The organism is Undibacterium sp. FT79W (assembly GCF_014284215.1).
Lineage (GTDB): Bacteria > Pseudomonadota > Gammaproteobacteria > Burkholderiales > Burkholderiaceae_D > Undibacterium > Undibacterium aquatile.
The window spans coordinates 72,929-96,447 of record NZ_JACOGB010000006.1; the positions used below are offsets into that span (position 1 = coordinate 72,929).

The window sequence follows — 23,519 nt, forward strand, 5'->3', positions numbered from 1 at the left end:
CTCCGGCGAGATTGAACTGTATTTCGATTTACGCGCGTTGCTGGTTGATTGCAGAGTCGGTTCGCAAACCATCGGCTATCCGCTTAATGACATTAACGGCACAAAAAGCCTCAACCTCAGGGGAAAGAGAAAAATAATCAAAAAAACAACACCGCAGGCGAACAGCTTGGCTGATTTGCGGGATCGTGGAAGGTTGGTCTGTGGGAGATAAGCGGGATATATGTGGCATAGCGATGGGATATGTCTCCGTCTTCGATATTTGATGCGGCTTCTGGCCTGAAAACCGGCTGCAAGCCACAATCAATAAGGAGGTGAGAAAAACGATCCGATGCCAGTTAACGCAGACGCATGCCGGGTGGATCGCATGCGTCTGTTGCGGCAGATTTGCGGCAGATTATTTTGCCGGGATGCGTTCCAGTACCGCCAGCAACAACGTCCAGTATTGACCGACAGTTTCGATATTCACCATTTCGTCAGGGCCGTGCGGATAACGGATGGTCGGACCGATGGAGACCATATCCAGTTCAGGATAATGCTTTTTGAACAGACCACATTCCAACCCCGCATGAATCACCATGATCACCGGTTCTTTGTGATAAATACTTTGATAGGTATCTTTGACGATCGCCATCACCGCAGAGCTGGTGTCCGGCTTCCAGCCCGGATAGCAACCGGAAAACGCGATCTGTGCACCTGCCAGGTCGCTCAGCGATTGCAGCGTGCTTTCGATGTTTTCACGACCAGTATCGATCAGCGAACGGATCAGGCACAGGATGCTCACTTTGTCTTGCGAGGTATTGACGACGCCGACATTCAGCGAACTTTCGGTGACGCCGGTGATTTCATCACTCATGCGGATCACGCCGTTCGGACAACTGTTGATCAGATTGATCAATGTGGTCTGCGTTGCTGCCTGCAACACCTGCGCAGGCAATGGCGTACTTTGCAGACTCAGTGTTAACGCGGGTTCCACGACGGCCAGCTCGGTTTGCAATATCGCCTGATATTGCGCGATGCGTTGCGCTAACAATGCAGTTTGTGCAGCGGCGATCGTAAAGCTGCACTGCGCTTCGCGTGGAATCGCATTACGCAGCGAGCCGCCTTTGATGTCGGATAACGATAATCCGAGTTCTTGCGCATGCCCGGCAAGGAAGCGGGCAATCAGCTTGTTAGCATTGCCGCGTCCCAGATGAATATTCACACCGGAGTGGCCACCTTTCAGACCTGCGATGCTGAGCGTAAACGCTTGCTGATCTGCTGGCGCTGGCTGCCATTGCAAAGCGACGCTGATTTCGGCATCGACACCACCGGCGCAACCCATGTAGATTTCGCCTTCCTGTTCGGAGTCGGTATTGATCAGGATTTCAGCATCCAACATGCCTGCCTGCAAACCGAACGCGCCTGTCATGCCAGCTTCTTCATCGACTGTCAGCAACACTTCCAGCGGGCCGTGGCGAATATCGTCAGAACCCAGAATCGCCAACGCGGATGACATACCGATACCGTTGTCGGCACCCAGTGTGGTGCCAGTCGCTTTGACCCATTCGCCATCGATCCATGGCTGGATAGGATCGGTCGTGAAGTCATGCACTTTATCGGCATTCTTCTGCGGCACCATATCCAGATGCGCTTGTATCACGACCGTTTTACGGTCTTCCATACCAGCGGTGGCTGGTTTGCGGATGATGAGGTTGCCGACATGATCGACGACCACTGGCAGAGCGCGCTGTTTTGCCCATTGCTGGATAAATTCGCTGAGTGCTGCTTCGTGCTTGGATGGGTGCGGAATTGCACAGATTTGTTCAAACCATTGCCATAAAGGCTGAGGGAAAAGTTGATGAATTGCGGTTGTCATGATTGTCCTGTGTAGCCATGTGCGCTGGTAAGCGCGGCTGAGGGCAAAAGTTTAACACAGGCATCATTCCGACCCGATACCGGCGTTATGTTCTTCAGCGCAAGGCATGTCGTGCTGTTTCGACCAGCTTCGCAGACAAGCGCGCCAGACGTGGCGATTGTACTTTCCAGCGATGCCAGTACAGGGTGACATCAACCGGGTGGGCCGGTGCCAGCCTGACGAGTCCGGATTCGCCCGGCATTTGTTTCAACATCAGCTCGGGAATCATACCCCAGCCCAGTCCCAGCACAATGGCATGGTTATACGGCGAGGTGGCGGGAATGTAGTGACGGGGAAACGCGTTGTCAGATAAACCGAAATGTTCAAGCAAAAACTGCGATTGCAATTGATCTTTACGATTGAATGTCAGCACAGGGGCGAGGCGGGCGCTGTCACGTTGCATTCCCTGTGGAAACCAGCGTGTGCAAAACGCTTTGCTGGCAACCGCCTGATAACGCATGTTGCCCAGCACTTCTGCCTCGCAACCCCGCATCGCTGCTTGCTGTGCCGATATACAACCAAGCACCATGCCGCTTTCCAGCAACGTATGGGTGTGCTCCTGATCGTCAATGCACAGATCCAGCAAGATATTTTCTTTGATCAGAAAATCCGCCAGCGCAGGTAAAACCCAACTGTCCAGACTATCCGCGTTGACCGCCAGCGCAATGCTGACGGGGGCATGCGGCGGATCGGAAAACGTATCGGATAAATCCTGCTCCATTTCCGCGACGCGCCGCAGGTGCTGCAAGAATCGCTGTCCGGCAGGCGTGGCACGGCAAGGGCGGCTACGAATAATCAGTGTGGTTCCCAGTTGTGTTTCGAGGGCGCGGATTCTTTGCGACAGCGCTGATGCGGTCAGGCTCAGCTGTTGCGCTGCGGCTTCAAAACTACCGTTGTCGATCACACTCATCAGCGCTGCACATTGGCGGGTATCGAATTTCATTATGAAGAAATTTTAATGTAATCGTAAATAAATTAAATTTACTTCAGCTTAGCCGTGAAGCGCCGCATTATGCAAGCTTATTCATTGCAGCAGGAGCGCTAAAGATGTTCACGTTTTTCTTGAAAGGCATGGGGCTCAGTGCCAGCCTGATTATGGCCATTGGCTCGCAAAATGCACATGTGCTGCGCATGGGCTTGCGGCGCGAACATGTCGCTTTGACGGTGCTGGCTTGCGTGGTCTGTGAAGCGGTGCTGATCGCCATTGGCATTCTGGGTATGGGAACTTTGCTCAGCAATAATCCGCTGTGGATGCGTATCGCCAGTTGGGGCGGCGCTGCTTTTCTGTTCTGGTATGGCGTGCGAGCCATGCGTTGGGCGATGCAGTCACACAGTATGCGGGTGAGCGGCGGCGAACAAGCCATGAATTGGCGACCTGCGCTGGCGGCAGTGCTGGCGGTGACGCTGCTCAACCCGCACGTCTATCTGGATTTACTGGTGTTGCTGGGCGCTGTGGGGGCGCAGCAACCTGGACAAGGAAAATTCTGGTTCGGGCTCGGCGCTTTATGTAATGCCGCGCTGTGGTACGGCTTGCTCGGCTACGGCGCCAGATTGCTCGCTCCCTTATTTGCCCGTCCTCTGGCATGGCGTATTCTCGATGCCGCCATTGCCGTCATGATGTGGGCATTGGCGATTCAATTGCTGATGTGATGAAGAGAATTCGCTGAGGCCGTGTTGGCTTGACGGGGATGTCAGTTTGAGTTGATCACCGCCGCAGACTATGCGAATACCTGACGGCGGTGCTTGCTAGTCAGATCAGAACTGACCGTTTAAGAAATCACGATACGCTTTCAGTGTTTCCGGTTTACTCATCGCATTCATATGACCGGCATTGGCAACTTCTTCATAACGCTTATTGCTGCGCGGAATACTGGCAAATAATTCGCGCGCGGTGGCTGCCGGGGTCTGTACATCGTTGACACCGTTAATGATCAGCACCGGGCCAGCGTAGTTACGCAAGGCAGCGCGATTATCGACGGCAGTCAACTCTTCATCAAGATTGATTTTGACGAAAGGTTTTGCAAACCACGGCACCATATTGTCGGAATAGGCGAGAGCGGTGGTGCCTGTGCCTTCCAGTACCAGCGCATCGACGGCGCGTTTGCTCGCCAGTCTTGCTGCGACAAAGCTGCCAAAAGAATGACCGTGTACGACCAGTCGGCCAGGTACCATTTTGCGGGCATAGTCATACAGCGCGAGCGCATCACTCTCCAGCTCGATCAGACTATGCGGCTTGCCGTTTGAATCACTGCGACCAAAACCACGATAATCAAAGCTGATCACATTGGCGTTCAGTTCGGTAAATGCTTTTGCAAAACTCGTACCGTTGGCATCCACGCGGACACCGCTGCCCATGAAATACAGCACCGTAAAATCAGCGCCAGGTTTGTGGATGTAAACGCCACGGCTGATCGCACCATCGGCTTGCTTGTATTCGAGATTCTCAAGCTGGTACGCAGGCGCAACACTGGGCAACAAGCTGATTTTCCCCGGGTCTTTCGGCACGAATTGCTGTGCGGTGTAATTGACCGTCGTGCAGGCGCTGAGAAACAGCGCCGACGCAAGTAATAGCAAACGCGGTGTGGTGAGGCTATATTTATTCATGCGATCTTTCATCATCGAGTACATCTGTTAGTAGGAGTTGTGTTGCAGATGGCAGAGTTGGTTTTGCGAAATGAATTCATTTGTTTTTACCGGATGCTGTTTCAGGCAAGCTGTTGCCGCCAGCATCTTTGCAGCGTTTGTCTTTGAAAAACGCCCATGCTTCCTCGGCAATATCAATATCTGTATTTTGTGCGCCGACCAGTCTGCTCAGAAACCACGGGTAAAACTGACTCTGGCTGGGTTCCGCATGGCCGCCGCCATTGATTCTGAGTAAAACGACTTGAAGTTGTTCTGGATTGTCGCCCCAGGTGATTCGTGTGCATGAGGTCGGATTGCTTGCGGTAGATTTCGGAATATCAACGCTCTTTCCGGTTGCGGGCAGGTTCGCCAGCGTGCGCCAGATATCGACGGTGTCGTTGATGCTTTTCATCGGGCTTAGCAGCGGCGTGTAAAAATATTTACCACCGCCATAAGGTACCAGCGGATCGCGGGTGCTGGCGACGATCAGAGCGGATATCGGCGTCACGGGAGCCGCGCACACGCTTTGCTGCGGCATATTAGCCAGGACGCTGGCAAACGCCGCCAACATCGATCCCAACTCCGTCGCCAAACGGTAAGCCATCATGCCGCCTTTGGAAACGCCAATCACATAAATGCGCTGCGGGTCGGCCTGATGCGTTTGTATCATGTGTGCGATGAGGTTACGAATCATGCCCGTATCATCGGTCTCTGGCTTATTTCTGACATGGGCAAAGCTATCATTCCAGCCTTTTTTGCTGCCATCCGGTGCAACAACCAACAATTGTTCGCGTTCAGCAATTTCTAACCAGACGGATAAGGGCGATACCGGAAATGCCAGTCCCATTACTTGTGCCGCAGAAGCCCCCGCTCCATGCAGAATAATCACCAGTGGACGCAAGTTCGCATTTTGTTTCCGCGGTGTCGCCATCAGGTAATGACGCGGACCGTCGGCAGTGGCAATCGTGTGAGCGGTGATCACTGCTTGCCCGGGACGCTGTCGCATTTGCAGCGATTTGTTTTCGTTTGACATACTTCACTATATCCGGTGGTGATGTTCTCAATTCGCCTCAGAATTGTGAATAGTCGCGATGTATTTTGGACTTCACATCAGCGATCAGGCGTATGGAAATCGCAGATTCCAGCGTCTTTTTTGCGTCCTGTGCGGGTAAGAACTGACAGCTCTTGAGCAGACGGATTGCCTCCATATCCGAAGCGGTACCGCTGCTCCATTCCAGAGTCATTTTTTTGACCACTCCTTTTTTATCCAGATAAACACCGATTACTATGCCGCGTTCTTTTTCTTCGTCAGAGGCAATATGTACCGCATCCGAGGTCGCACAACTGGCGGCAATCAATTGCGGCTGCTGGTAATCAATGCCACTGATACGCCATTTGAATGTGCCTTTCAGAGGCGTTTTTTCCATATCAGGCTGATCCAATACCTTGCAGTTCTGTACGGCTTGCAGCACGGCGTCATCCAGTATGCGCCAGCCGCTGCTGTGGGCGATTTCTGCAGAGATGACTTTGCCATCGGCATCGGCAATAGCGGAAATCGTGGTGTCGCCCTGCAACTCATAGCGCAGCGCATATTTGGGATAGTTGATTGGTCCGCAACGAAGAAACAGCAGCGGGTAAGACTGGCTGTCAGGGGGGGTGTCCGCCGGCGAAGCACTGATCGGGTTTTCCTGCGCAGGTGGCGTAGCGAAAGACAGGCTTGCGAATGTCAGCAGCAGACTAAAAAGCAGCGCGATTTTTTTCATATCAGTACAGACCTGTCAGAAAAGGGGATGGGGCAAATATGTGCCGTCTTGGTTGTGATACGCATCAAGCGCTACGATTGTATTCAATATTTATCTAAATTGCTTGATTGAAAGATATTAATCTAATTACAATCTCGCGACACGATTTGTGTTTTTAATGTCCGCACATTTGGTTCACACCGCGACAGCAACGACGCTGTAGAGATGTTGCGCCACTCATCTACTTCTTTTTGAAAAGGTATCGCATGCGTCAATTTTCCGGAGCAGTTTTGTTGTGGATGCTGTTGCAAACTCTGATGTCGCCTGCCGCGATAGCCAGAGATGCGGTACCGGCAGAACCGTCCGTAGTGTCGGCACCAGTTGCAGCGTCCGCGACCAGCGTCAACGCAGATTCTGTGACGCCGAAAATCAATGATATGAAAATTGATATTGCCACTGCGTGCGCGATTCCCACGTATCCCGAAGCTGCCCTTCGCTATGGTATGCAAGGCGACACTGTGCTGAAGCTGATGATTGATGAGAGCGGCAAAATCAAGGCGTTTCAGTTAGTCCGCAGCAGCGGCTGGAAAATGCTTGATCTGACCGTGATGAACGCCATCATTGGCTGCCAGATATTGCCCGAGGGGCGCTGGGTGCCGAGTGAAACTTATACCGCCTATAGGTGGAAGTTTGATCAGGGCTACACCAGCCCGGCAGTGCTGGAAGCGAAGACTTGCAAGTCCTCTGACAAATTGCGCATCGCCGATGACAGAGATAATAAAAATAAAGATGCGGGTATCGTCGTCGGTATTTATACGTCTGAGACAGGAAAAGTGCTGGATGCCAAAGTGCAGTGGGGCAGCGATGATGAACAACTCGATCAGGAAAGCCTGCGCATCGCCCGATCATGTGAATTCATGCCTGCCGAACGCAGCGGCAAGCGTATTCGTAACGCTGGGTCACTGCGCTTCGTTGCGAAGTAGTGCAATTCAGGTGACGCATTTTGAAGACGAGTACGTCACCGCAACCCCTAATGAAAATGCGGCTGCTGGCATGAAAATGTGCCGGGAGCCGCGGTTTTATTGGGGGAATTTGTATCAACCATGGAAAATTAACAAATCAAGGAATGTAAAGTTTTAAGGGTTCCACAGAAAGACTCCTCCATTGTGGTGATGTTTCGAATGCACTTCTCTACGCACTAGAACCATGCCCCCGACAGGGCTTTCGAGATGGTGCCAAGTCCATCCGTCTGGAGAACGTCGCGCTTTGCTTCCGTTATAAATGTAATTTGCTGCAGCAAAATGCAGGCCTCGATCATTTTTCTTTTCATTCCATTTATAAACTTTCCCACCTTGTGCAACATAGTTTATGGCTTTTCCCTTTAAGATATTTACCGTACTACCAGTTTTATGAATCCAAGAGTTAAAGCCACTTTGTGGAGTCAGCGTTTGTGGCGAATTAAAATTGATCGAGCCCGCTGCCGTAGTCTTGTAGGAAACGGTATATTTTCCATGTTTCTTTTTATCGCCTAATTTGTTGCTTGCTGCCTGAAGCTGAACACTACCGCCTGCATCCTCGAAGCGCTCGATCATGCCATAACCACTGTGGGAATCGACTCTGCTTTGTGCCTCTGAGTCTAAATCTTCAAAATCACCACCTTCAGATCCATGATCAATGTTGTCATAATCTGCTCCATCCTCAATTACATCCAGGTCTTCGGGTGCGAATTCTTCTCCAGACTCTTCATTTCCTGGATTTAACTTATATAGCGCAGTACATATATTTCCAATAAATAATCCAATACCAATTTGGGTCGCGGCAAATTCAGCACATATTGGAAATTTTTTGGTAAGTAATGTAGCGGTTGTCAGGTTGTCGCTGGCGTACTCTATCTCGGCATGATCGAGTAAGTAGATGGCACCAGCAATGTACCCCTCGTCAAGACAAATACGCTTGAATGAGTCATAGAGTATCCGTGTTTCAGCCTGACGTTGTAAAACAGGGGATTGGCGTTCAGAACGTTGCGTAATGGCTTTTCCGAGGACCTTTGTTTTTTGGAAATTTTGCATTTGCACAGCGCCTTGTCTCAAAGACTTTTCCCCCATCACATCCGCTTCCGTCTCCAGCCACGCATCATCATTGACCGGCACGCCGCCTTTCATCTGCATTGTCGGCTTCACTCGCCCCTGCGCTTGCTGAACAACATGCCAGGCCTCATGCGGTAAGTGTTGTTCTTGTCCCGGCGCGACGTGAATATCGCTGCCTTGTGCGTAAGCGAGTGCGTTGAGTTGTGCCGGTTGGGATGAGTTGTAATGCACCTTCACATGATCCATGCTCATGCCGGAAAGGGATTCGATACCGGATTTGAGTTGATTTGGCAGACCGGTATTATTGGGCCTGGCGGCGATTTGTTCTTGTCTTTGTACAGTATCGAATTTTCCTTGCAGCAGTTCGTCTTCCTCCACGCGTTGCACAGGCGCGAATTTCCCCTGCAACAGTTCTTCGTCTTCGGTTCTTTGCGCGGTCATCAGCTTATTTTGCAGGGGCTCGTCTTCTTCCACCCGCTGTGCGGTGCTGAACTTGCCTTGCAGAGGTTCTTCGTCCTCTACCCGCTGTATGGCGGAGAACTTCGCTTGCAACGGTTCTTCGTCTTCGACTCTTTGCAGTGCAGCGGCGCTCGCTGTTGCTTTCATTGCCTTGAGTTGGTTAGCGTGTTCACTTGCCGCCGCCATGCGCTGCAAGGCTAGTAATTGAGTAGTTTGCGGACTATCGGCTGCTGTTTCTCGCAGGCGACGTTGTATAGTCGTTTGTGGCCGTGAGTCAGCAAAGCTATTTTGCTTTTCGCTGGCAGATCGCGCAGAGTTTTGCCTGAGTTGGCGAGGGGTATTCCTTGCTTCGGAGTGTGAATTGGCTGTCGCTTGCTGCAATGGCGCTGCTGAACTCATGATCGACCTCGCGTAGTGGAAAGGCTATGCGGAAAGTAATCATATTAGCGAAAAAGTTGGCTTAATTGTAAATACTTTCGGTTGTTCGCTAATTCAGGCTACATTGCACTTCGAATGGATAGTGCATCAAAGCCATTGCGCCTGAATGTTCCGATTAGCTTGGGCGCATGCTGTAATCGGTCTTCGAAGAACTAGAGGCTGAACAAAATTAAAAATCGCCCAACCTCAGATCCACACGCTGTGTTCCACATGATTCGTCGGAATATAAGTCAGATACTGCACCATGCGCGGGGTCTGACCGTGATTCGGAGTTGCGCAGTGGGGCAGTGCCTGATGCCAGATGATAAAGTCACCTGCATTGCCCGGTACGGCGCGCGTTGCCAGTGTTTCTGCTGCAATGTGCCGGATGTTGTCTTCTGGCTTGAATTGCTTGAGCCAGTCGGCGATCTGGCGATGGAAACCGGGGACGCAATGAAAGGTGCCATCGCTGTCGGCGCAGTCAGTTAAATACAGCAAACCCTGGTAGCGTTCCGGTATCGGTTGCGCGATGCTGACATCCCAGTGAAGGGCACTGCCGCGAAAAGAAAAATGGGCCGTTTCCGGTGGGTTGAAACTGACGTGATCGATCGTCTTGTAAATTGCCTCACTACCGTAGAGCTGCGCATAGGCAGCGCGAATACGTCTTGATGCACGGTTGCTGTTCAATTGCGGATGATTGTACAAAGGCAGCATCAGACCGTGCTGAATACACTGTGGCTGATACCAGCTCGATGGCTCTTGCAGCGTTGCGCCAGTGTATTGCCAGATCGCATCGCAACTGGCCGCACATGTAGCGGCATCAATAACATTATGCAAAACAAGATAGCCATTTTCTTGCCAGAAGGCGATTTGTTCCGCCGAAAGACGATAGCTGTCATCATCGGTCTCCGGCTCGTGCTCAGCTACCACATACTGTGCGCTGGTACTCGCGATCCAGTCTTGAAATTCTTCCAGAGTCGGGCGTTTTTGTAGCAAAAATCTGAGTGCGGCAGGGTGCGCAATTTGATTGGCATACAAGGCTTGTATCTGTTGTTCCCATTCCTTCGATGCGCGTGCACAGGCTTGATAAGCCGGGTCACAATGACGCTGCCATAGCGTTTTTAAAACAGGCCAGTCTTGCATGGATTTCCTCTATCGTGATTTTTTGCTGTTTTAACGTAGCTTTCGTATGTCATGGATGCCGCAGAACGTAGTGTAAGTCGCTATGGACGACTGTGCAAAAAACGCTGATGGATCAGCAGCTTATTTCAGGAGAGCTACGAAATGATCAATCTGATGTTCGTGCATCCAAGCTGATGGTATCGGTGCGTAAGCACACCATCTTTCATTATCATGAAAATTGCATTGAGGAAATTTCAGAGTGTAATCCACTATAATTGCACGCACGAAAACCCGAGCCTGTTTCCATTATAAAAGCACGATGAAGCCACTTGATATCTACACCTTAGTCTTCATGAATGCATTTATTTGTATCGGCATGAGCGTCATCATGTTTTCGGTGCATCGCACTTTTAAGTCAGAAGTGAAGGGTGTGGGGCATTGGGCATGGGCGCAGTTAATGACATTGCTGGCGTTGCCCATACTCGCGACGCAAGGAATATTGAGTGAATACGTTGCGATTCCCGGATTTAATGGCGCGATGTTGTGGGGGCAGGGCATGACTCTGATCGGCACCCAATTGTTTTATGGGCAGAAGCCGAGCTGGCGTTTGTTTTTGTTTATCTGGGGTCTTACCATCGCTGGTTTGATGTGGTGGCTGGTGGTGACTCCTGATTTCAGCATGCGCGTGGCGATTTATTCACTGACCACTTTTGGGATGTATTGTGCGCTGATCCGCTTGGTCTGGCGTCATGGCGAGAAACATTTCAGCAGTTATTTTTTCATGGTGCTGTTATTAGTGCACGCTGGCCTGAATTTGTTGCGCGGCGGCGTTGCACTGACGTTGGATGAAACGAGTGTGAATCTGGCGAAGGGCAATAATCTGGCCACAACCTATCTCGCAACATCGACAATACTGGTGCAGTTGTTAAGCGTCGTTTTCCTGGTGATGGCATCGCGTCGCTTAAAGGCTGTGCTTGAGCAGCGTGCGGTTGAGGATCCTCTGACTGGTGTGCTCAATCGCCGAGGTTGTGGCGCTTACTATGAACGACTGCAATTGCATGCCCGCCAGGCTGATTTTCCGCTGGCGCTGCTGGCGATAGATCTGGATCACTTTAAATGTGTCAATGATCTGCATGGTCATGCAGTAGGGGATCAAGTGCTTGTATTCGTAGCGAAAAAAATCCGTCAGTTGTTACGTGAATGTGATCAGATCGCACGTTTCGGCGGTGAAGAGTTTGTTGTGGTGTTGCCTGGAACAACGGTGGCAGAAGCGCGATTGGTCGCCGCCAGGATTCAGGCATCGCTGAAAAATGCGCAAACGGATTTACCGCTCTGTACTCTCAGCGTTGGCATTGCCAGTAATGCCAGCGCGGATGACGATTTTGATCATTTGCTGCAGCGAGCCGATGCTGCTTTATATCGTGCAAAGAATAACGGGCGTAACGGTATCGAAACAGATCATGCAACACAGTCAGGCAGTGAGACACCTGTCGCTAAATAAACCCAGAATGTGCTGTTGCATCTGACCTTATCAGAGGCGGGGCAAGGACGAAAACGCAAAGCAAAAACATAGGGAAGATATGTCCGAAATAGCCATCACTTTTTTGCGTCATTCCGAACGAAAGCAGAAAGGAAAAGAATGTTGTTACGTGGATTACTGATGTGTCTGGCGTTTTCCTCAAGCGCCAGTGCGCATGTTGTCATGGATGCGCTGAAAGTTGCAGATCAGAGTAAAGCCAGCACATGGCATTATCGTGTGACATCCCATGAAAATGATAAGCTCAAAAGCGTAGGTGTGTTTGATCCGGCCAAAGAGAAAAAGCAGCAATGGTTGTTGGAGTCATTTGAAGGAAGAGCGCCGACAGAAAAAGAAACCAGAAAATTTCTCGAAAAAATGGAAAGTGCCGAGCAGGAAATGCTGAGCGCACAGGTCGATGAGAAATCCTTGCAGGCGATAGACGCTGGCAATAATCTCAGACGCTGGCGTTTTCACATGCGTAAAGACGCTGATTTACGAGGAGTGCCTCCTGACAAAATTGCAGGCATTATCACACTCAACGAAAAGGGCGATTTGCAAAGAGTGGAATACAGTAATACTGAAGCCTTTCGCGTCAAGATCATCCTCAAAATGAACCGCATTGTTGCCGTCACTGAATATGAAAAACAGGTAAACGGGGATAATCTGGTGAAGTCCGAAATGGTAGAAACCGATGTCTCGGTGATGGGAAAAGAAATCAGTCTCAAATTACGCACCGATTATCAAATTCTCCGCCATCAATAAGCGTCATCTATAAGCAGCGTCAACAGATGCCATCCCCGGTGTATTACTTTGTTTCGCTGCGCTTGCGCATGCGTGAGGTAAACCGGGCTTTCCGATTTCAGTGCCGTGCGATTCCGTTGTTTATATACATCGTGCTAAGACACATGTGCGGCAGCGTGGTGCAGGGCAAGGGTTGCAGCTTACCGCTGTTCTGATCTTGCTTAAACCGATTCAACAATTTCTTGCAATAAGAATTTTTCACTAACCCTATACTGGGCAGCAATCCGGCCTGTCATGATCGTACTCGTCACGACTCGACAGCAGCGGGAGCCAATATGTATACCAAAAATAGGGAGACTGACATGAAAAAAATCGGATCACTGATACTGGCATTTCTGATGACTGTTGCCGTATGCGGCGTGTCTTCAGCAGCAGAGGATCATGGCACTGCTGAACAGGCGACAGCAATGGTAAAAAAAGCGATTGCCCACTTTAAAGCCAATGGCAAAGACAAGGCGCTGGCAGATTTCAACGATCCTTCCAACAAACAATTCCATGATCGCGATCTGTATGTCATCGCATTCGATATGGAAGGCACCATGCTCGCATCGGCGAATACCAAACTGGTCGGAAAACCGTTGATGGATTTTAAAGATGGCGACGGCAAACTGGTGACCAAAGAAATGCTGCAGGTCGCAAAAACGAAGGGCTCAGGCTGGGTCGAATATCGCTGGCCTAATCCCATCACTAAATTGCTGGATCAAAAAACGACGTACATAGAAAAAGTCGACAACTACCTGCTTGGTGTTGGCATTTACAAAAAATAAAAAATCGCTAGTCCCTTTTTCGCTGTCCTGCGATAAAAGAGACTACCACTCTGCTTACTGTATTTCTGACGGTTATTAAAACAGTGAGAATCGAGCGGAACGATGCTCGTTTCTTACTTAGTTACCTGATGACAGCAGCATCAGTAACGGTAGCAATGTGCTTGCTGACTCTCACTGCGCATAAACGGCACTGTCTGTAGTTGTGAGGTTTCACGCTGGCATTGCCTTAATACTTTGGTATAAGCTTGGATCGTATTCTCAGCGACGTTTTTTTTGTGCGCATCCGCAATTGCTTTTGCGAGAGACGATTCTTTCATCTTTTTTTCTGGATTGAACCATCGATCATTTTCTCGTACAGCATCGACAATCAAGACATTTCTTATTTGACTCACCTGCGTAAGTAGCGGCGTCCTCGCCGTCATGCTTTCACTATCGTTCAACTGCGCCCGCATTGTTTCAACGTCCGCCGCTAACGCCGGTGCTGTCAGGCAGTAACTGAGAAGCAGGCTAAGAATTAACTTCATATTGTGAACTACCTGAACATAGGTTTTAAAGGGATTAATAGCGGTACGCATGCCGAATAAGTTGGCCTATTTTACTTGTGAATTTTTCAGCACCGGGAAACCTGTGTGCACATATCGTTTGCTTTCATGCATCAGAGGTGCAAAGCGATTGATGCGTACACAGTGCGCACACACCTAAAAGAACGGATAATGGCACCTGATTTACTTTTAACGCGCTTTTGGCCGCTTTTTTGGAACACTCCTCATGGAAATTAAAGTCAACTTTCTCGATAAGCTTCGCCTCGAAGCCAAGTTCGATGATTTCACTGTGATCGCTGATCAGCCTATACGCTATAAGGGCGACGGCTCAGCGCCCGGGCCTTTCGATTACTTCCTGGCTTCATCGGCATTGTGCGCGGCGTACTTCGTGAAGTTGTATTGCAATACGCGCGATATTCCTACTGAGAATATCCGTCTGTCGCAAAACAATATTGTTGACCCGGAAAACCGTTACGCGCAAATTTTCAAGATTCAGGTCGAATTGCCTGCCGATATTTCCGATAAAGATCGCCAGGGTATTTTGCGCTCGATTGAACGTTGCACGGTCAAAAAAGTCGTGCAGGAAGGCCCGCAATTTGTGATCGAAGAAGTCGAAAGTCTCGATGCCGATGCGCAAGCCTTGCTGACCCTGAATCCAGATGCGGATGCAGCGACCTATATCCTCGGTAAAGACTTACCGTTAGAGCAAACCATCGCGAATATGTCAGGCTTACTCGCGGGTCTTGGCATCAAAATCGAAATTGCATCGTGGCGCAATATCATTCCGAATGTGTGGTCGCTGCATATCCGCGATGCGCATTCACCGATGTGCTTTACCAATGGCAAAGGCGCGACCAAAGAAAGCGCTTTGGCGTCGGCGCTGGGCGAGTACATTGAGCGCCTGAGTAATAATCATTTTTACGCTGGTTCGTTTTGGGGTGAAGACATCGCCAATGCAGAGTTTGTGCATTACCCGAATGAAAAATGGTTCAAGCCGGGTAAAAAAGATGCGCTGCCAAAAGAGATACTGGATGCATATAGCCTGGCGATTTACAACCCCGATAAAGAGCTGCGCGGCTCGCATCTGATCGACACCAATTCTGGTAACGCAGAACGTGGTATCTGCTCATTACCATTCGTACGCGAATCCGATGGCGCGACCGTTTATTTCCCATCGAACCTGATTGAAAACCTGTTTGCCAGCAATGGCATGAGCGCCGGTAATACGCTGGTCGAAGCGCAGGTGCAATGTCTGTCCGAGATTTTTGAACGCGCAGTCAAACGCGAAATTCTCGAAGGCGAAATCGCCTTGCCTGATGTGCCGCAAGACGTGCTGGCAAAGTATCCCGGCATCCTGGCTGGCATACAGGGCTTGGAAGAACAAGGCTTTCCGGTGCTGGTCAAAGATGCTTCGCTAGGTGGACAATATCCGGTCATGTGCGTCACCCTGATGAACCCGCGCACTGGTGGCGTGTTCGCTTCGTTTGGTGCACACCCAAGCTTTGAAGTGGCGTTGGAACGCAGCCTGACAGAATTGCTGCAAGGCCGTAGCTTTGAAGGCCTGAATGATTTACCGCAACCAACTTTCGTCAGTCAGGCTGTGACTGAACCGAATAATTTCGTTGAGCATTTCATCGATTCCAGCGGCGTTGTGTCATGGCGTTTTTTCAGTGCCAAATCTGACTACGAATTTGTGGAATGGGATTTCTCTGGTCAAGGTGAAAACTCCAATGCCGACGAAGCTGCCACCTTATTCGGCATCCTCGCAGATATGGGCAAAGAATCCTACTTGGCGGTGTACGACCAGTTAGGCGCGACGGCTTGCCGCATCCTGGTGCCGGGTTATTCAGAAGTGTATCCAGTCGAAGATCTGATCTGGGATAACACCAACAAAGCCTTATTGTTCCGTAACGATATTCTGAATCTGCATCAGCTGGATGATGATGCACTGGAAGACTTGCTGGATCGTTTAGATAACAACGAGCTCGATGATTACAGCGATATCGCCACCCTGATCGGCATTGAGTTTGATGAAAATACAGTGTGGGGACAACTCACCGTGCTGGAATTAAAACTGCTGATTCATCTCGCCTTAGCGCAACTCGACGATGCACAGGATTTAACGCAAGCCTTCCTGCAATACAACGACAACAGCGTCGAACGCGGCTTGTTTTATCAAGCGCTCAACGTAGTGCTGGAAGTCACACTGGACGATGAATTAGAGTTGAACGATTACGAAGCCAATTTCCGCCGTATGTTTGGCAACGAGCGCATGGATGCGGCCATCGGATCGGTCAATGGCAGCGTACGCTTCTACGGTTTAACGCCGACGAGCATGAAACTGGAGGGATTGGACAGACACCAGCGTTTGATTGACAGCTACAAAAAATTACACGTGGCTCGGACGAAATCTCAGCAAGAATAGTATGTGCGACGCATCGGAGATGCTAGTGCGCCTTGGTAATGTTGTTATTTTTGACTTCGATTTTGATTGTCAAAATTTTCTTCATAATATTTTTGGAATGTTGTAAATGGTAATGAAGCAGCTCTTTTGTTTTTGGAGGGGGCGCTTTTGTTTATTACAAATGCTGTAATGCTTGGACCTTGAAAAAAATGTTCAAAGTTAACGCTCCACAATTTGGTCGCGTTCTCAATATGAGCCGAAAAATTCTGCCATTGCTTATATAATTTATCAAGGGTATTGATTGTCTCTATATTTGGCTCAGACTCAGACAGTTTTTTCATTTCAAGTGTTACAGCAATTTTGACATTTTCATAATCCTGAAGTTGGTCTATAGCTTCGATATATTTTTTTAATCCACGTATATCGATGCCGTTACGGGTCATGCTTTCTGTCATTGAAATGCATTTTAAATATTCATTTAGCGCTTGGGGCGTAATATCTGGATCTGATTGTTTGTTTTTTTTGCTTTTGTCTACGAAAGTATTTAACTGCGTTTTAAAATTTTCTACCTCATCCTTTTTATCTCTATGTACAGTTGGATCAAAGAGTAGAGTTTCGTCGTGTTTTACTTTTTTAACTTTTGATTCTGATGATTCTAATGTGTCAGCTCGCTTACGCTTCTTCAAATCAACAGAATCACCCTTTGTTTTTTGAGCGCTAGTATTCTTTTTCTTATAATTTGTTCCTGAAGAATTGGACGCGCCAGAATTTTCGGACTTAACGCTCTTGATTGCTCGCTCCCAAAACTCAGACCATTCGTTGTAAAGTTGATTGTTTTCCAGTCGATCAAGATTTATTTTGCACTTTTCGTATTTACTCTGAATATTGGCTAATTCTATTCCATTGAATTTCTCTTTTAGTTTTTCAAACTCTTCTTCGTAATCTATTTCGGAAGGCAATTTGCCTTTCGAGCTCTCAGCAGTAGCATAGTTCGTAGCAGAACCGAATGTACCGCTCGCGAGTACCGTATCTGTATCTTCAAAAGTGGAAATATGCTCTTGTACCATGTGGTAGCTGACTTCTTGAATATCGGCGGCATTTAGCTCTTCAGCGTCCAACGATACATCCTTAGAATCCGAAATTTTAAAATTCAAATGAAAGTTTGCGTTCGAATATTCTTTGTCGTTGTTATTACTCTCTGACATCGATTTTTTAAATGGATCTTCATCAACATACTGCAAGTATGTTTTTCCTTCATCTTCGTTATTTCCAGGATTCTTTTTTTTGGTCGGCGCAGCAAATTTAGCTTTTCTATTAACTGACGCCTTGGCTTTCCAATGACTTGGAATTCTGGTTGGTATCTGAACAGCCGCAGGCATGGACGTTTTAAGCCCGGAGTTTTTTACAAATTTTCGGTCAATTAAGGTTTGTGTGTTGACTTGATAATTTTCCAGTTTATAAAAAAGCTCTACTTCATAATTAATGAACCCGCCGCTCTCGATATTAGCGCCGCGTACCATTTGCTCAATAGTGTGATTATATGAAGGGCTATTATTTTTTTCATCTTGCGGAGCAATATTCCATGCCTTATCAGCCACCCCCCCGCCGATAATCTGATTGCCGATTAGATGTCCCCCCACAAATTTAGCAACTGTAGTTTTTGTTCCCCGGATTTTCCATTCATCGCCACCGAGATGACCTATTTTTGTCTCTATTGGGTCATTTTTTCTTTCACTTCCCTTGCTATTAATTACAGCCTCTACTTTTTTGGGTCTGTCAAAATTCATTTCCTTAACTGACAACGAATTCTGAATGAAATTATCTTTGTATGCCTTTAATAAAACCTCCCTTGGCGTAGGTAAATTTGCCTCATAATCGACAGTAGTGAACTTATTTGTTCCATCGGTGCGATCACCATCTTTCAGCGACTTTGGCGGATAAGCCTCTGTAGTTTCAGTCCCGCCTTCGTATGAAAAGCCCCTTCTTTGAATGGTTAAAGGTACGACGGAATTTGATGGAAATTTAGATTTAACTTGCAGCAGATCAGTATTTTTGGGGAGTGAATGCATCGCTATCTCTCCCATCACATCTGCCTCAGCCTCCAACCCCACATCATCATTTACCGGCACCCCAGCCTTCATCTGCATCGTCGGTTGCACTCGCCCCTGCGCTTGCTGCACGACGTGCCAGGCTTCGTGTGGCAAATGCTGCTCCTGTCCCGGACCCACATGAATCTCGCTACCCTGCGCATAGGCATGGGCGTTCAATTGCGCTGGTTGTGAAGAGTTATAGTGCACTTTCACACGATCCATGCTCATGCCGGAAAGCGATTCAATGCCTGATTTAAGATGGTCGGGCAGCCCGGTGTTATTTTGCTTAGGCGCGTCAGCTGCGTCTGCCGTGGCTTCACGCTGGAGGGGTTCTCCCGCCGATTTGACTTGCAGCGGCTCATCACCTTCTTCTTGCCGTTGCACGGCAGGCGCATTCATTATCGCGCTCATAGCTTTGAACTGAGTGGCGCGAGCGCTGTTTTGTGCCATTTGCTGAAAAGCATGGAGTTGGCGACTTTGTGGGCTGTTGTTGGCAGCGTTTTGCAGTTGGCGTTGTGTGGTAGCTTGCGGGCGCTGGTCTATAAATTCACTTTGAATAGTAGTATCGCTTTGCTGACGTTGCGTTGCCAATTGGCTGCTTGGTTGGTTACTGCGTTGCGCAGTTGGTGTTGCGTCAGTTTTCTCGTGCTGCATCGGTGCTGCTGAACTCATGAATCGTCTCGTTTACGGGAAATGCCATCAGAAGAAGAGATCATTTTAATGGCAAAATCGACGGCTTTTCTTGATGACGTGAAAATTTAATAACGTCTGAAAATGCAAAGAAAGAAGACGACTGAAAGGTTCAGGCTGAGTGATGAGTGATGAGTGAACAGGGCAAGTGAGGCCACAAATCGCAACATCCGGAAAAGATATCCCCAATAAAAATGAGCCTCGTGGCACGAAAACACGCCACAAGCCACATAGGTATTGTCCATTCTGTTATCGCAAATGTGCTCATAACAAAAATGCATGCACCAAATCCGTCAGTACGTAGCTGGCGATTCCGTCGAGCTTGTGTGTGGTGCAAGACACTGAAGTGAGCCTGTACCACCCGAAGGCGGTAGGACGATTCTAAGGGCTCAGAGGTCTTCATTCATCGGTAGCGGATTCAATCCACCCATCGGCACAGCTTCCTTGGCGGCTTCTTGCTCGGGAGGTTGGGCGTTGTCGCCCTCGCTCTTGGCTGCATCGATAGGAGTCATCGCACGCAAGAAATTGTCCGGTATCGAGCCGGGGAAAGTGATTTCGTTTTCGTTTTTCCGGTAATTTGTGAAGTTAAGCGTGCCGTTGCGCAAACCATCCCACACATCGATCCCGCCAGCCTCCAGCATGGCAGTCAGCGGTGCCACATACACCAGTACTCGTCCGACTATCCCGGCGGTATTTTTGACGTCATCCTTCGCCAATTTTCCCATACCGTATTTGACCGCTTCTTTTGCATTTTTAGATGTTGAAATAAATGGAATAGATTTAAACGAAATATTTTGATATCCGCCTTTTGACCCTTTCCCCATTTCTTTCTCGAAAATTTTCTGGCTGTCGATATATCGTGACAAGGCCGCATTGTATTGGTTGCCATAGACATGGCCACCTTGGGTGAACGAATTTTTCAACCCCTCCAGTCGAGATGTCAAGGCGGTTTCCAAGGGCACATTGCCTTGGCCGTGGGCATGGATGATTTGCCCCGGAAGGCCTTCGCGACTTTGCTTGGCTTTCTTGCCCGGATCGGAGCTGTCAGTTCGGGTGAAGTCGGTGTTGGATTTCCAGCCTTCCATGGTTTCCATTACGATTTTGTTCGCCGCTTCCAATAGTTCCGGGGTAATTTTGCCGCCCTTTGCTGCCGTGGTGGCAAGTTCCCAAGAGGCGGTGGAATAACTACCTTCGGCTTTGACATCTTCGAAGGAGCGCGCATTTTCCTGACCCACTGTGTGGCCGCGCTTGGCGTTCCAGTCGGTGGTGAAATGCAGTCCTCGATACACTGCGACCGCACCCGGCGGCGCTTCGAACAATTCACCGAAAACGCGGAATAATTGACCCAAATCGGAGCTTAATTGTTGTTGTGCCAGCCGAATTGCCCGTGCGCGCTCGTCACCGTCCTCGATCGCAGACGCGTTTTGTAAGGCACCGTATTTTTTCCAAGCCAAATCCAGCAGACGATCCATGCTGTTTTTTAAAGCCACGTCCTTCACCTTCTTCGCGGCGGACTGCCATTTGCGCAAACGAGTTACGACCGGCACCGGGTTGCTGGCAATCATGATCAAACGCATCCCGCCGACTGACTCCACCCACAACGTATGCTGCTCACCGCGAGCTTCGAATTGCTCGCCTTGTCGCTTGCCGATGCCATCGGCAATATTGTCATCTTTTTTTTCAGGAGCGCTGCTAAGCGGCTCGTCTTCTTCCACCCGTTGCACGGCAGGCGCATTCATTATCGCGCTCATGGCTTTGAGTTGTGTGGAACGCGCGCTGTTTTGTGCCATCTGATGAAAGGTGTTGAGCTGATGGCTTTGCGGGCTGTTGTTGGCGGTGTCTTGTAGCTGGCGCTGTGCGGTGGCTTGCAGGCGAAGGTCAGACAATTCGCTTTGAGCAGCACTCGAATTTCTTTGCTGGTGTTGCGTTGCCAATTGGCTGCTGCGTTGCGCAGGTTGTGCTACCTCAGTTTTCGCTTGCTGCATCGTTGCGGCTGAACTCATGACTCGCCTCGCGTGTGGGAAATGCCATCAGAGAAGAAGTAACTATACTAGCGATAAAACTTAAAATAAATGCAAAGAATATTAAAAGGGTAAATATCGCATGATGTGATTGGCATAGAGCAGTTAGGAATTTCCACGTTGAAACCGTAAAATCGTCTGGCAAATAGCGCTGATTGATTTGCGTATGCTAGTGGAGTTTTTAGTAATTCGGAAGAAGTAAATCACTTTCTTTGTCGACCAAAATCGCTTTGTAGCACCCTCAAAAAACACGTAAGACTCTGCTGTGCATGCGATAAATTGCCGGGTACATACGCTATTGAGTTGCCGCATCGCTGCCTGCAAATTCGCATCCGGCGTTTTAATCAGAAGGTGATAATGATTGTCCATCGGGCAGTAAGCATGACAAAGCCAATGGAATTTTTCTATGCAGCTTGTCAGTAAATTGAGAAACAACTGCTTATCCTCATCATCAAGATAAATCGCCGCCCGCTCATTACCGCACGAGGTGAGGTGATAAATAGCTCCAAGAAAACTTAGGCGTAGTGGTCTGGACACGGGGAATAGCCTAGTTTGGAAATGCGTTATGTCAAGACTTGACCCCATTTTTTTATTTGTTAATGGTTGCGTTAAGGGAGTTATCTGTATTGTCTTGCAGGTTGTATTTGTTTCCTGTTACATGTTCATAGTCTATTTCTCCACGCCTGCCGCTTCCTCTTTCTCCCCATCCTTGCGGGAGGTCGACGTTTCTATATCTGATTCCTCCGGCTTTATTGTCCATTTCATCTTCTTGGTTATCGTCAACGCTGGCACTATTTCTTCGATTGGCTGACGGGATGGAATTTATTTCTTTGTCAATAATTTTAGTGCCATCTGCCTGCCATGCTTCGCAATGAAATGTGGCATCGGGATCATCTTGTGTCATCGCAGCGTTAATAACGGTTACACGATAATCGGTTTCGTTACCGTCTTCAATTTCCTTCTTGACATGATTTTCTACCTGTGTTTCATGTAGGCGGTTTGCCCTATTCGTTATCGGAAATAAATTTTCTGGAATTCCTAAGCCTCCCAGATTTCCATTGAGCAAGTGACCCCGTATCATTCTCTGGTGTGAATATTCATCACCCAACGCTGTCATCAGGTCGTCCATGCCGCCCGGAGAAGTACCCTCGCGTGCCTGTGCAGGGTTAAGGTGTGCGGTCATGCCAATCCCCACTTCCTGTTCTTGTTCATCCCCATTGGTATCAGTGTATGTAAAATTACCGGTTGTATAATTGATTTTGGTAGCTGCTCTTTGAGCCACAGTTTGACTGCTTAGATGAAACGCGGACCCTGCATTCTTTATGAATTGAATCGGATTGTTATGTTTTTTTAACTGAAGTGCCTTCGCCCCCATCACATCCGCTTCGCTCTCCAACCCCGCATCATCATTTACTGGCACTCCAGCCTTCATCTGCATCGTCGGTTGCACGCGTCCCTGCGCCTGCTGCACGACGTGCCAGGCCTCGTGCGGCAAATGGCGCTCTTGCCCTGGAGCGACATGAATCTCGCTGCCTTGTGCGTAAGCGTGGGCATTCAATTGGGCGGGTTGTGCGGAATTGTAGTGGACCTTGACGTGATCCATGCTCATGCCTGACAGCGATTCGATACCGGATTTGAGATTGTCGGGCAGGCCAGTGTTATTTGGCTTAGGCGTTTCGGCGGCGTCTGCGGCTTCACGCTGAGCTGTTTCGGTTACTGATTTGGCTTGCAGCGGCTCATCATCTTCTTCCACCCGTTGCACAGCAGACGTATTCATCATCGCGCTCATGGCTTTGAGTTGTGTGGAACGCGTGCTGTTTTGTGCCATCTGTTGAAAGGTGTTGAGCTGATGGCTTTGCGGGCTGTTGTTGGCCGCGTCTTGTAGCTGGCGTTGTGCGGTGACTTGCGGGCGAAGGTCAGACCATTCGCTTTGAGCGGCACTCGAATTTCTTTGCTGGTGTTGCGTTGCCAATTGGCTGCTGCGTTGCGCAGGTTGTGTTGCGTCGGTCTTCGCATGCTGCATCGTTGCGGATGAACTCATGACTCGCCTCGCGTAAGTGAAATGCCATCAGAAGGAAGGACTATTCTAACGGCAAAACGGATGACCTTTTCTTATTTTGGTGAAAATTTAACAATGTCAAAAAAATAAAGGTGCTGACGGGAAGGCGCAGATTGAGCTATGAATTGACAGACGAAGCGAGCTGATCAGTCGCAACACTCACAAAAAAAATACCACCCAATCAACATGCGCCCCGTGGAATGAAAACACGCCACAAGCCGCATACATATTAAGGGGGCTATGAGCAAATAATGAAAACGCTCTGCTTAACATTTTGAAGTGC

General features: G+C 49.0%; 18 protein-coding genes. 6 read left to right on the forward strand and 12 right to left on the reverse strand.

The window, feature by feature from the left end; all coding sequences use genetic code 11:
• Nucleotides 1–394: 394 nt before the first annotated feature.
• The gene (locus tag H8K38_RS11825; RefSeq protein ID WP_186885041.1) at nt 395–1,855 is read right to left on the reverse strand and encodes an aminoacyl-histidine dipeptidase; all 1,461 of its coding nucleotides are present in this window, start codon (nt 1,853–1,855) and stop codon (nt 395–397) included.
• A 94-nt stretch (nt 1,856–1,949) separates the two neighbouring features.
• A complete protein-coding gene (argP, locus tag H8K38_RS11830) occupies nt 1,950–2,837 on the reverse strand; it encodes an HTH-type transcriptional regulator ArgP (RefSeq protein ID WP_186885042.1) in 888 nt (295 codons plus the stop codon).
• A gap of 104 nt (nt 2,838–2,941) precedes the next feature.
• On the opposite strand from argP, the gene H8K38_RS11835 reads away from it, so the two are divergent.
• Nucleotides 2,942–3,544, forward strand: coding sequence for a LysE/ArgO family amino acid transporter (locus H8K38_RS11835; RefSeq protein ID WP_186885043.1), 603 nt, complete (start codon nt 2,942–2,944; stop codon nt 3,542–3,544).
• A gap of 105 nt (nt 3,545–3,649) precedes the next feature.
• On the opposite strand, the gene H8K38_RS11840 is transcribed toward H8K38_RS11835, so the two are convergent.
• The 3 genes from H8K38_RS11840 to H8K38_RS11850 all read right to left on the reverse strand — a co-directional run bounded on the left by H8K38_RS11840 (nt 3,650) and on the right by H8K38_RS11850 (nt 6,279).
• Nucleotides 3,650–4,498 (reverse strand): alpha/beta fold hydrolase, encoded by an 849-nt coding sequence (locus H8K38_RS11840; RefSeq protein WP_186885044.1) that lies wholly within the window; start codon nt 4,496–4,498, stop codon nt 3,650–3,652.
• Between the two features lie 76 nt (nt 4,499–4,574).
• Complete coding sequence (locus H8K38_RS11845; RefSeq protein WP_186885045.1) at nt 4,575–5,549, reverse strand: PHB depolymerase family esterase; 975 nt, start codon at nt 5,547–5,549, stop codon at nt 4,575–4,577.
• A 37-nt stretch (nt 5,550–5,586) separates the two neighbouring features.
• Complete coding sequence (locus H8K38_RS11850) at nt 5,587–6,279, reverse strand: energy transducer TonB (RefSeq protein WP_186885046.1); 693 nt, start codon at nt 6,277–6,279, stop codon at nt 5,587–5,589.
• Nucleotides 6,280–6,524: 245 nt separating this feature from the next.
• Between H8K38_RS11850 and H8K38_RS11855 the strand changes: the two genes are divergently transcribed.
• On the forward strand, nt 6,525–7,241 hold the full coding sequence (locus H8K38_RS11855; RefSeq protein WP_186885047.1) for a TonB family protein: 717 nt from the start codon (nt 6,525–6,527) through the stop codon (nt 7,239–7,241).
• Nucleotides 7,242–7,394: 153 nt separating this feature from the next.
• Here the strand turns inward: H8K38_RS11855 and H8K38_RS11860 are convergent, their stop codons facing one another.
• The gene (locus tag H8K38_RS11860) at nt 7,395–9,203 is read right to left on the reverse strand and encodes an HNH endonuclease (protein ID WP_186885048.1); all 1,809 of its coding nucleotides are present in this window, start codon (nt 9,201–9,203) and stop codon (nt 7,395–7,397) included.
• A 225-nt stretch (nt 9,204–9,428) separates the two neighbouring features.
• Nucleotides 9,429–10,364, reverse strand: a complete 936-nt coding sequence (locus H8K38_RS11865) for a phytanoyl-CoA dioxygenase family protein (RefSeq protein WP_186885049.1) — start codon at nt 10,362–10,364, stop codon at nt 9,429–9,431.
• 298 nt (nt 10,365–10,662) lie between these two features.
• On the opposite strand from H8K38_RS11865, the gene H8K38_RS11870 reads away from it, so the two are divergent.
• The 3 genes from H8K38_RS11870 to H8K38_RS11880 all read left to right on the forward strand — a co-directional run bounded on the left by H8K38_RS11870 (nt 10,663) and on the right by H8K38_RS11880 (nt 13,430).
• Complete coding sequence (locus H8K38_RS11870) at nt 10,663–11,844, forward strand: GGDEF domain-containing protein (protein WP_186885050.1); 1,182 nt, start codon at nt 10,663–10,665, stop codon at nt 11,842–11,844.
• Between the two features lie 138 nt (nt 11,845–11,982).
• Nucleotides 11,983–12,624, forward strand: a complete 642-nt coding sequence (locus tag H8K38_RS11875; protein ID WP_186885051.1) for a hypothetical protein — start codon at nt 11,983–11,985, stop codon at nt 12,622–12,624.
• Between the two features lie 341 nt (nt 12,625–12,965).
• The gene (locus tag H8K38_RS11880; protein ID WP_255422941.1) at nt 12,966–13,430 is read left to right on the forward strand and encodes a cache domain-containing protein; all 465 of its coding nucleotides are present in this window, start codon (nt 12,966–12,968) and stop codon (nt 13,428–13,430) included.
• Nucleotides 13,431–13,570: 140 nt separating this feature from the next.
• Here the strand turns inward: H8K38_RS11880 and H8K38_RS11885 are convergent, their stop codons facing one another.
• Nucleotides 13,571–14,005 carry a hypothetical protein gene (locus H8K38_RS11885; protein ID WP_186885052.1) on the reverse strand — a complete coding sequence of 145 codons (435 nt, stop codon included), beginning with the start codon at nt 14,003–14,005 and terminating at the stop codon, nt 13,571–13,573.
• Nucleotides 14,006–14,198: 193 nt separating this feature from the next.
• Between H8K38_RS11885 and H8K38_RS11890 the strand changes: the two genes are divergently transcribed.
• Nucleotides 14,199–16,397, forward strand: coding sequence for an OsmC domain/YcaO domain-containing protein (locus tag H8K38_RS11890; protein ID WP_186885053.1), 2,199 nt, complete (start codon nt 14,199–14,201; stop codon nt 16,395–16,397).
• A 44-nt stretch (nt 16,398–16,441) separates the two neighbouring features.
• Here the strand turns inward: H8K38_RS11890 and H8K38_RS18455 are convergent, their stop codons facing one another.
• From H8K38_RS18455 to H8K38_RS18460, 4 genes are all read right to left on the reverse strand, one after another.
• Nucleotides 16,442–19,138, reverse strand: coding sequence for a DUF4157 domain-containing protein (locus tag H8K38_RS18455; RefSeq protein WP_186885054.1), 2,697 nt, complete (start codon nt 19,136–19,138; stop codon nt 16,442–16,444).
• A 407-nt stretch (nt 19,139–19,545) separates the two neighbouring features.
• Entirely contained in the window at nt 19,546–21,141 is a 1,596-nt protein-coding gene (locus H8K38_RS11900) for a hypothetical protein (RefSeq protein WP_186885055.1), read from the reverse strand.
• Nucleotides 21,142–21,282: 141 nt separating this feature from the next.
• A complete protein-coding gene (locus H8K38_RS11905; protein WP_186885056.1) occupies nt 21,283–21,762 on the reverse strand; it encodes a transposase in 480 nt (159 codons plus the stop codon).
• A gap of 4 nt (nt 21,763–21,766) precedes the next feature.
• The gene (locus tag H8K38_RS18460) at nt 21,767–23,218 is read right to left on the reverse strand and encodes a DUF4157 domain-containing protein (protein WP_255422942.1); all 1,452 of its coding nucleotides are present in this window, start codon (nt 23,216–23,218) and stop codon (nt 21,767–21,769) included.
• Between the last annotated feature and the right edge of the window lie 301 nt (nt 23,219–23,519).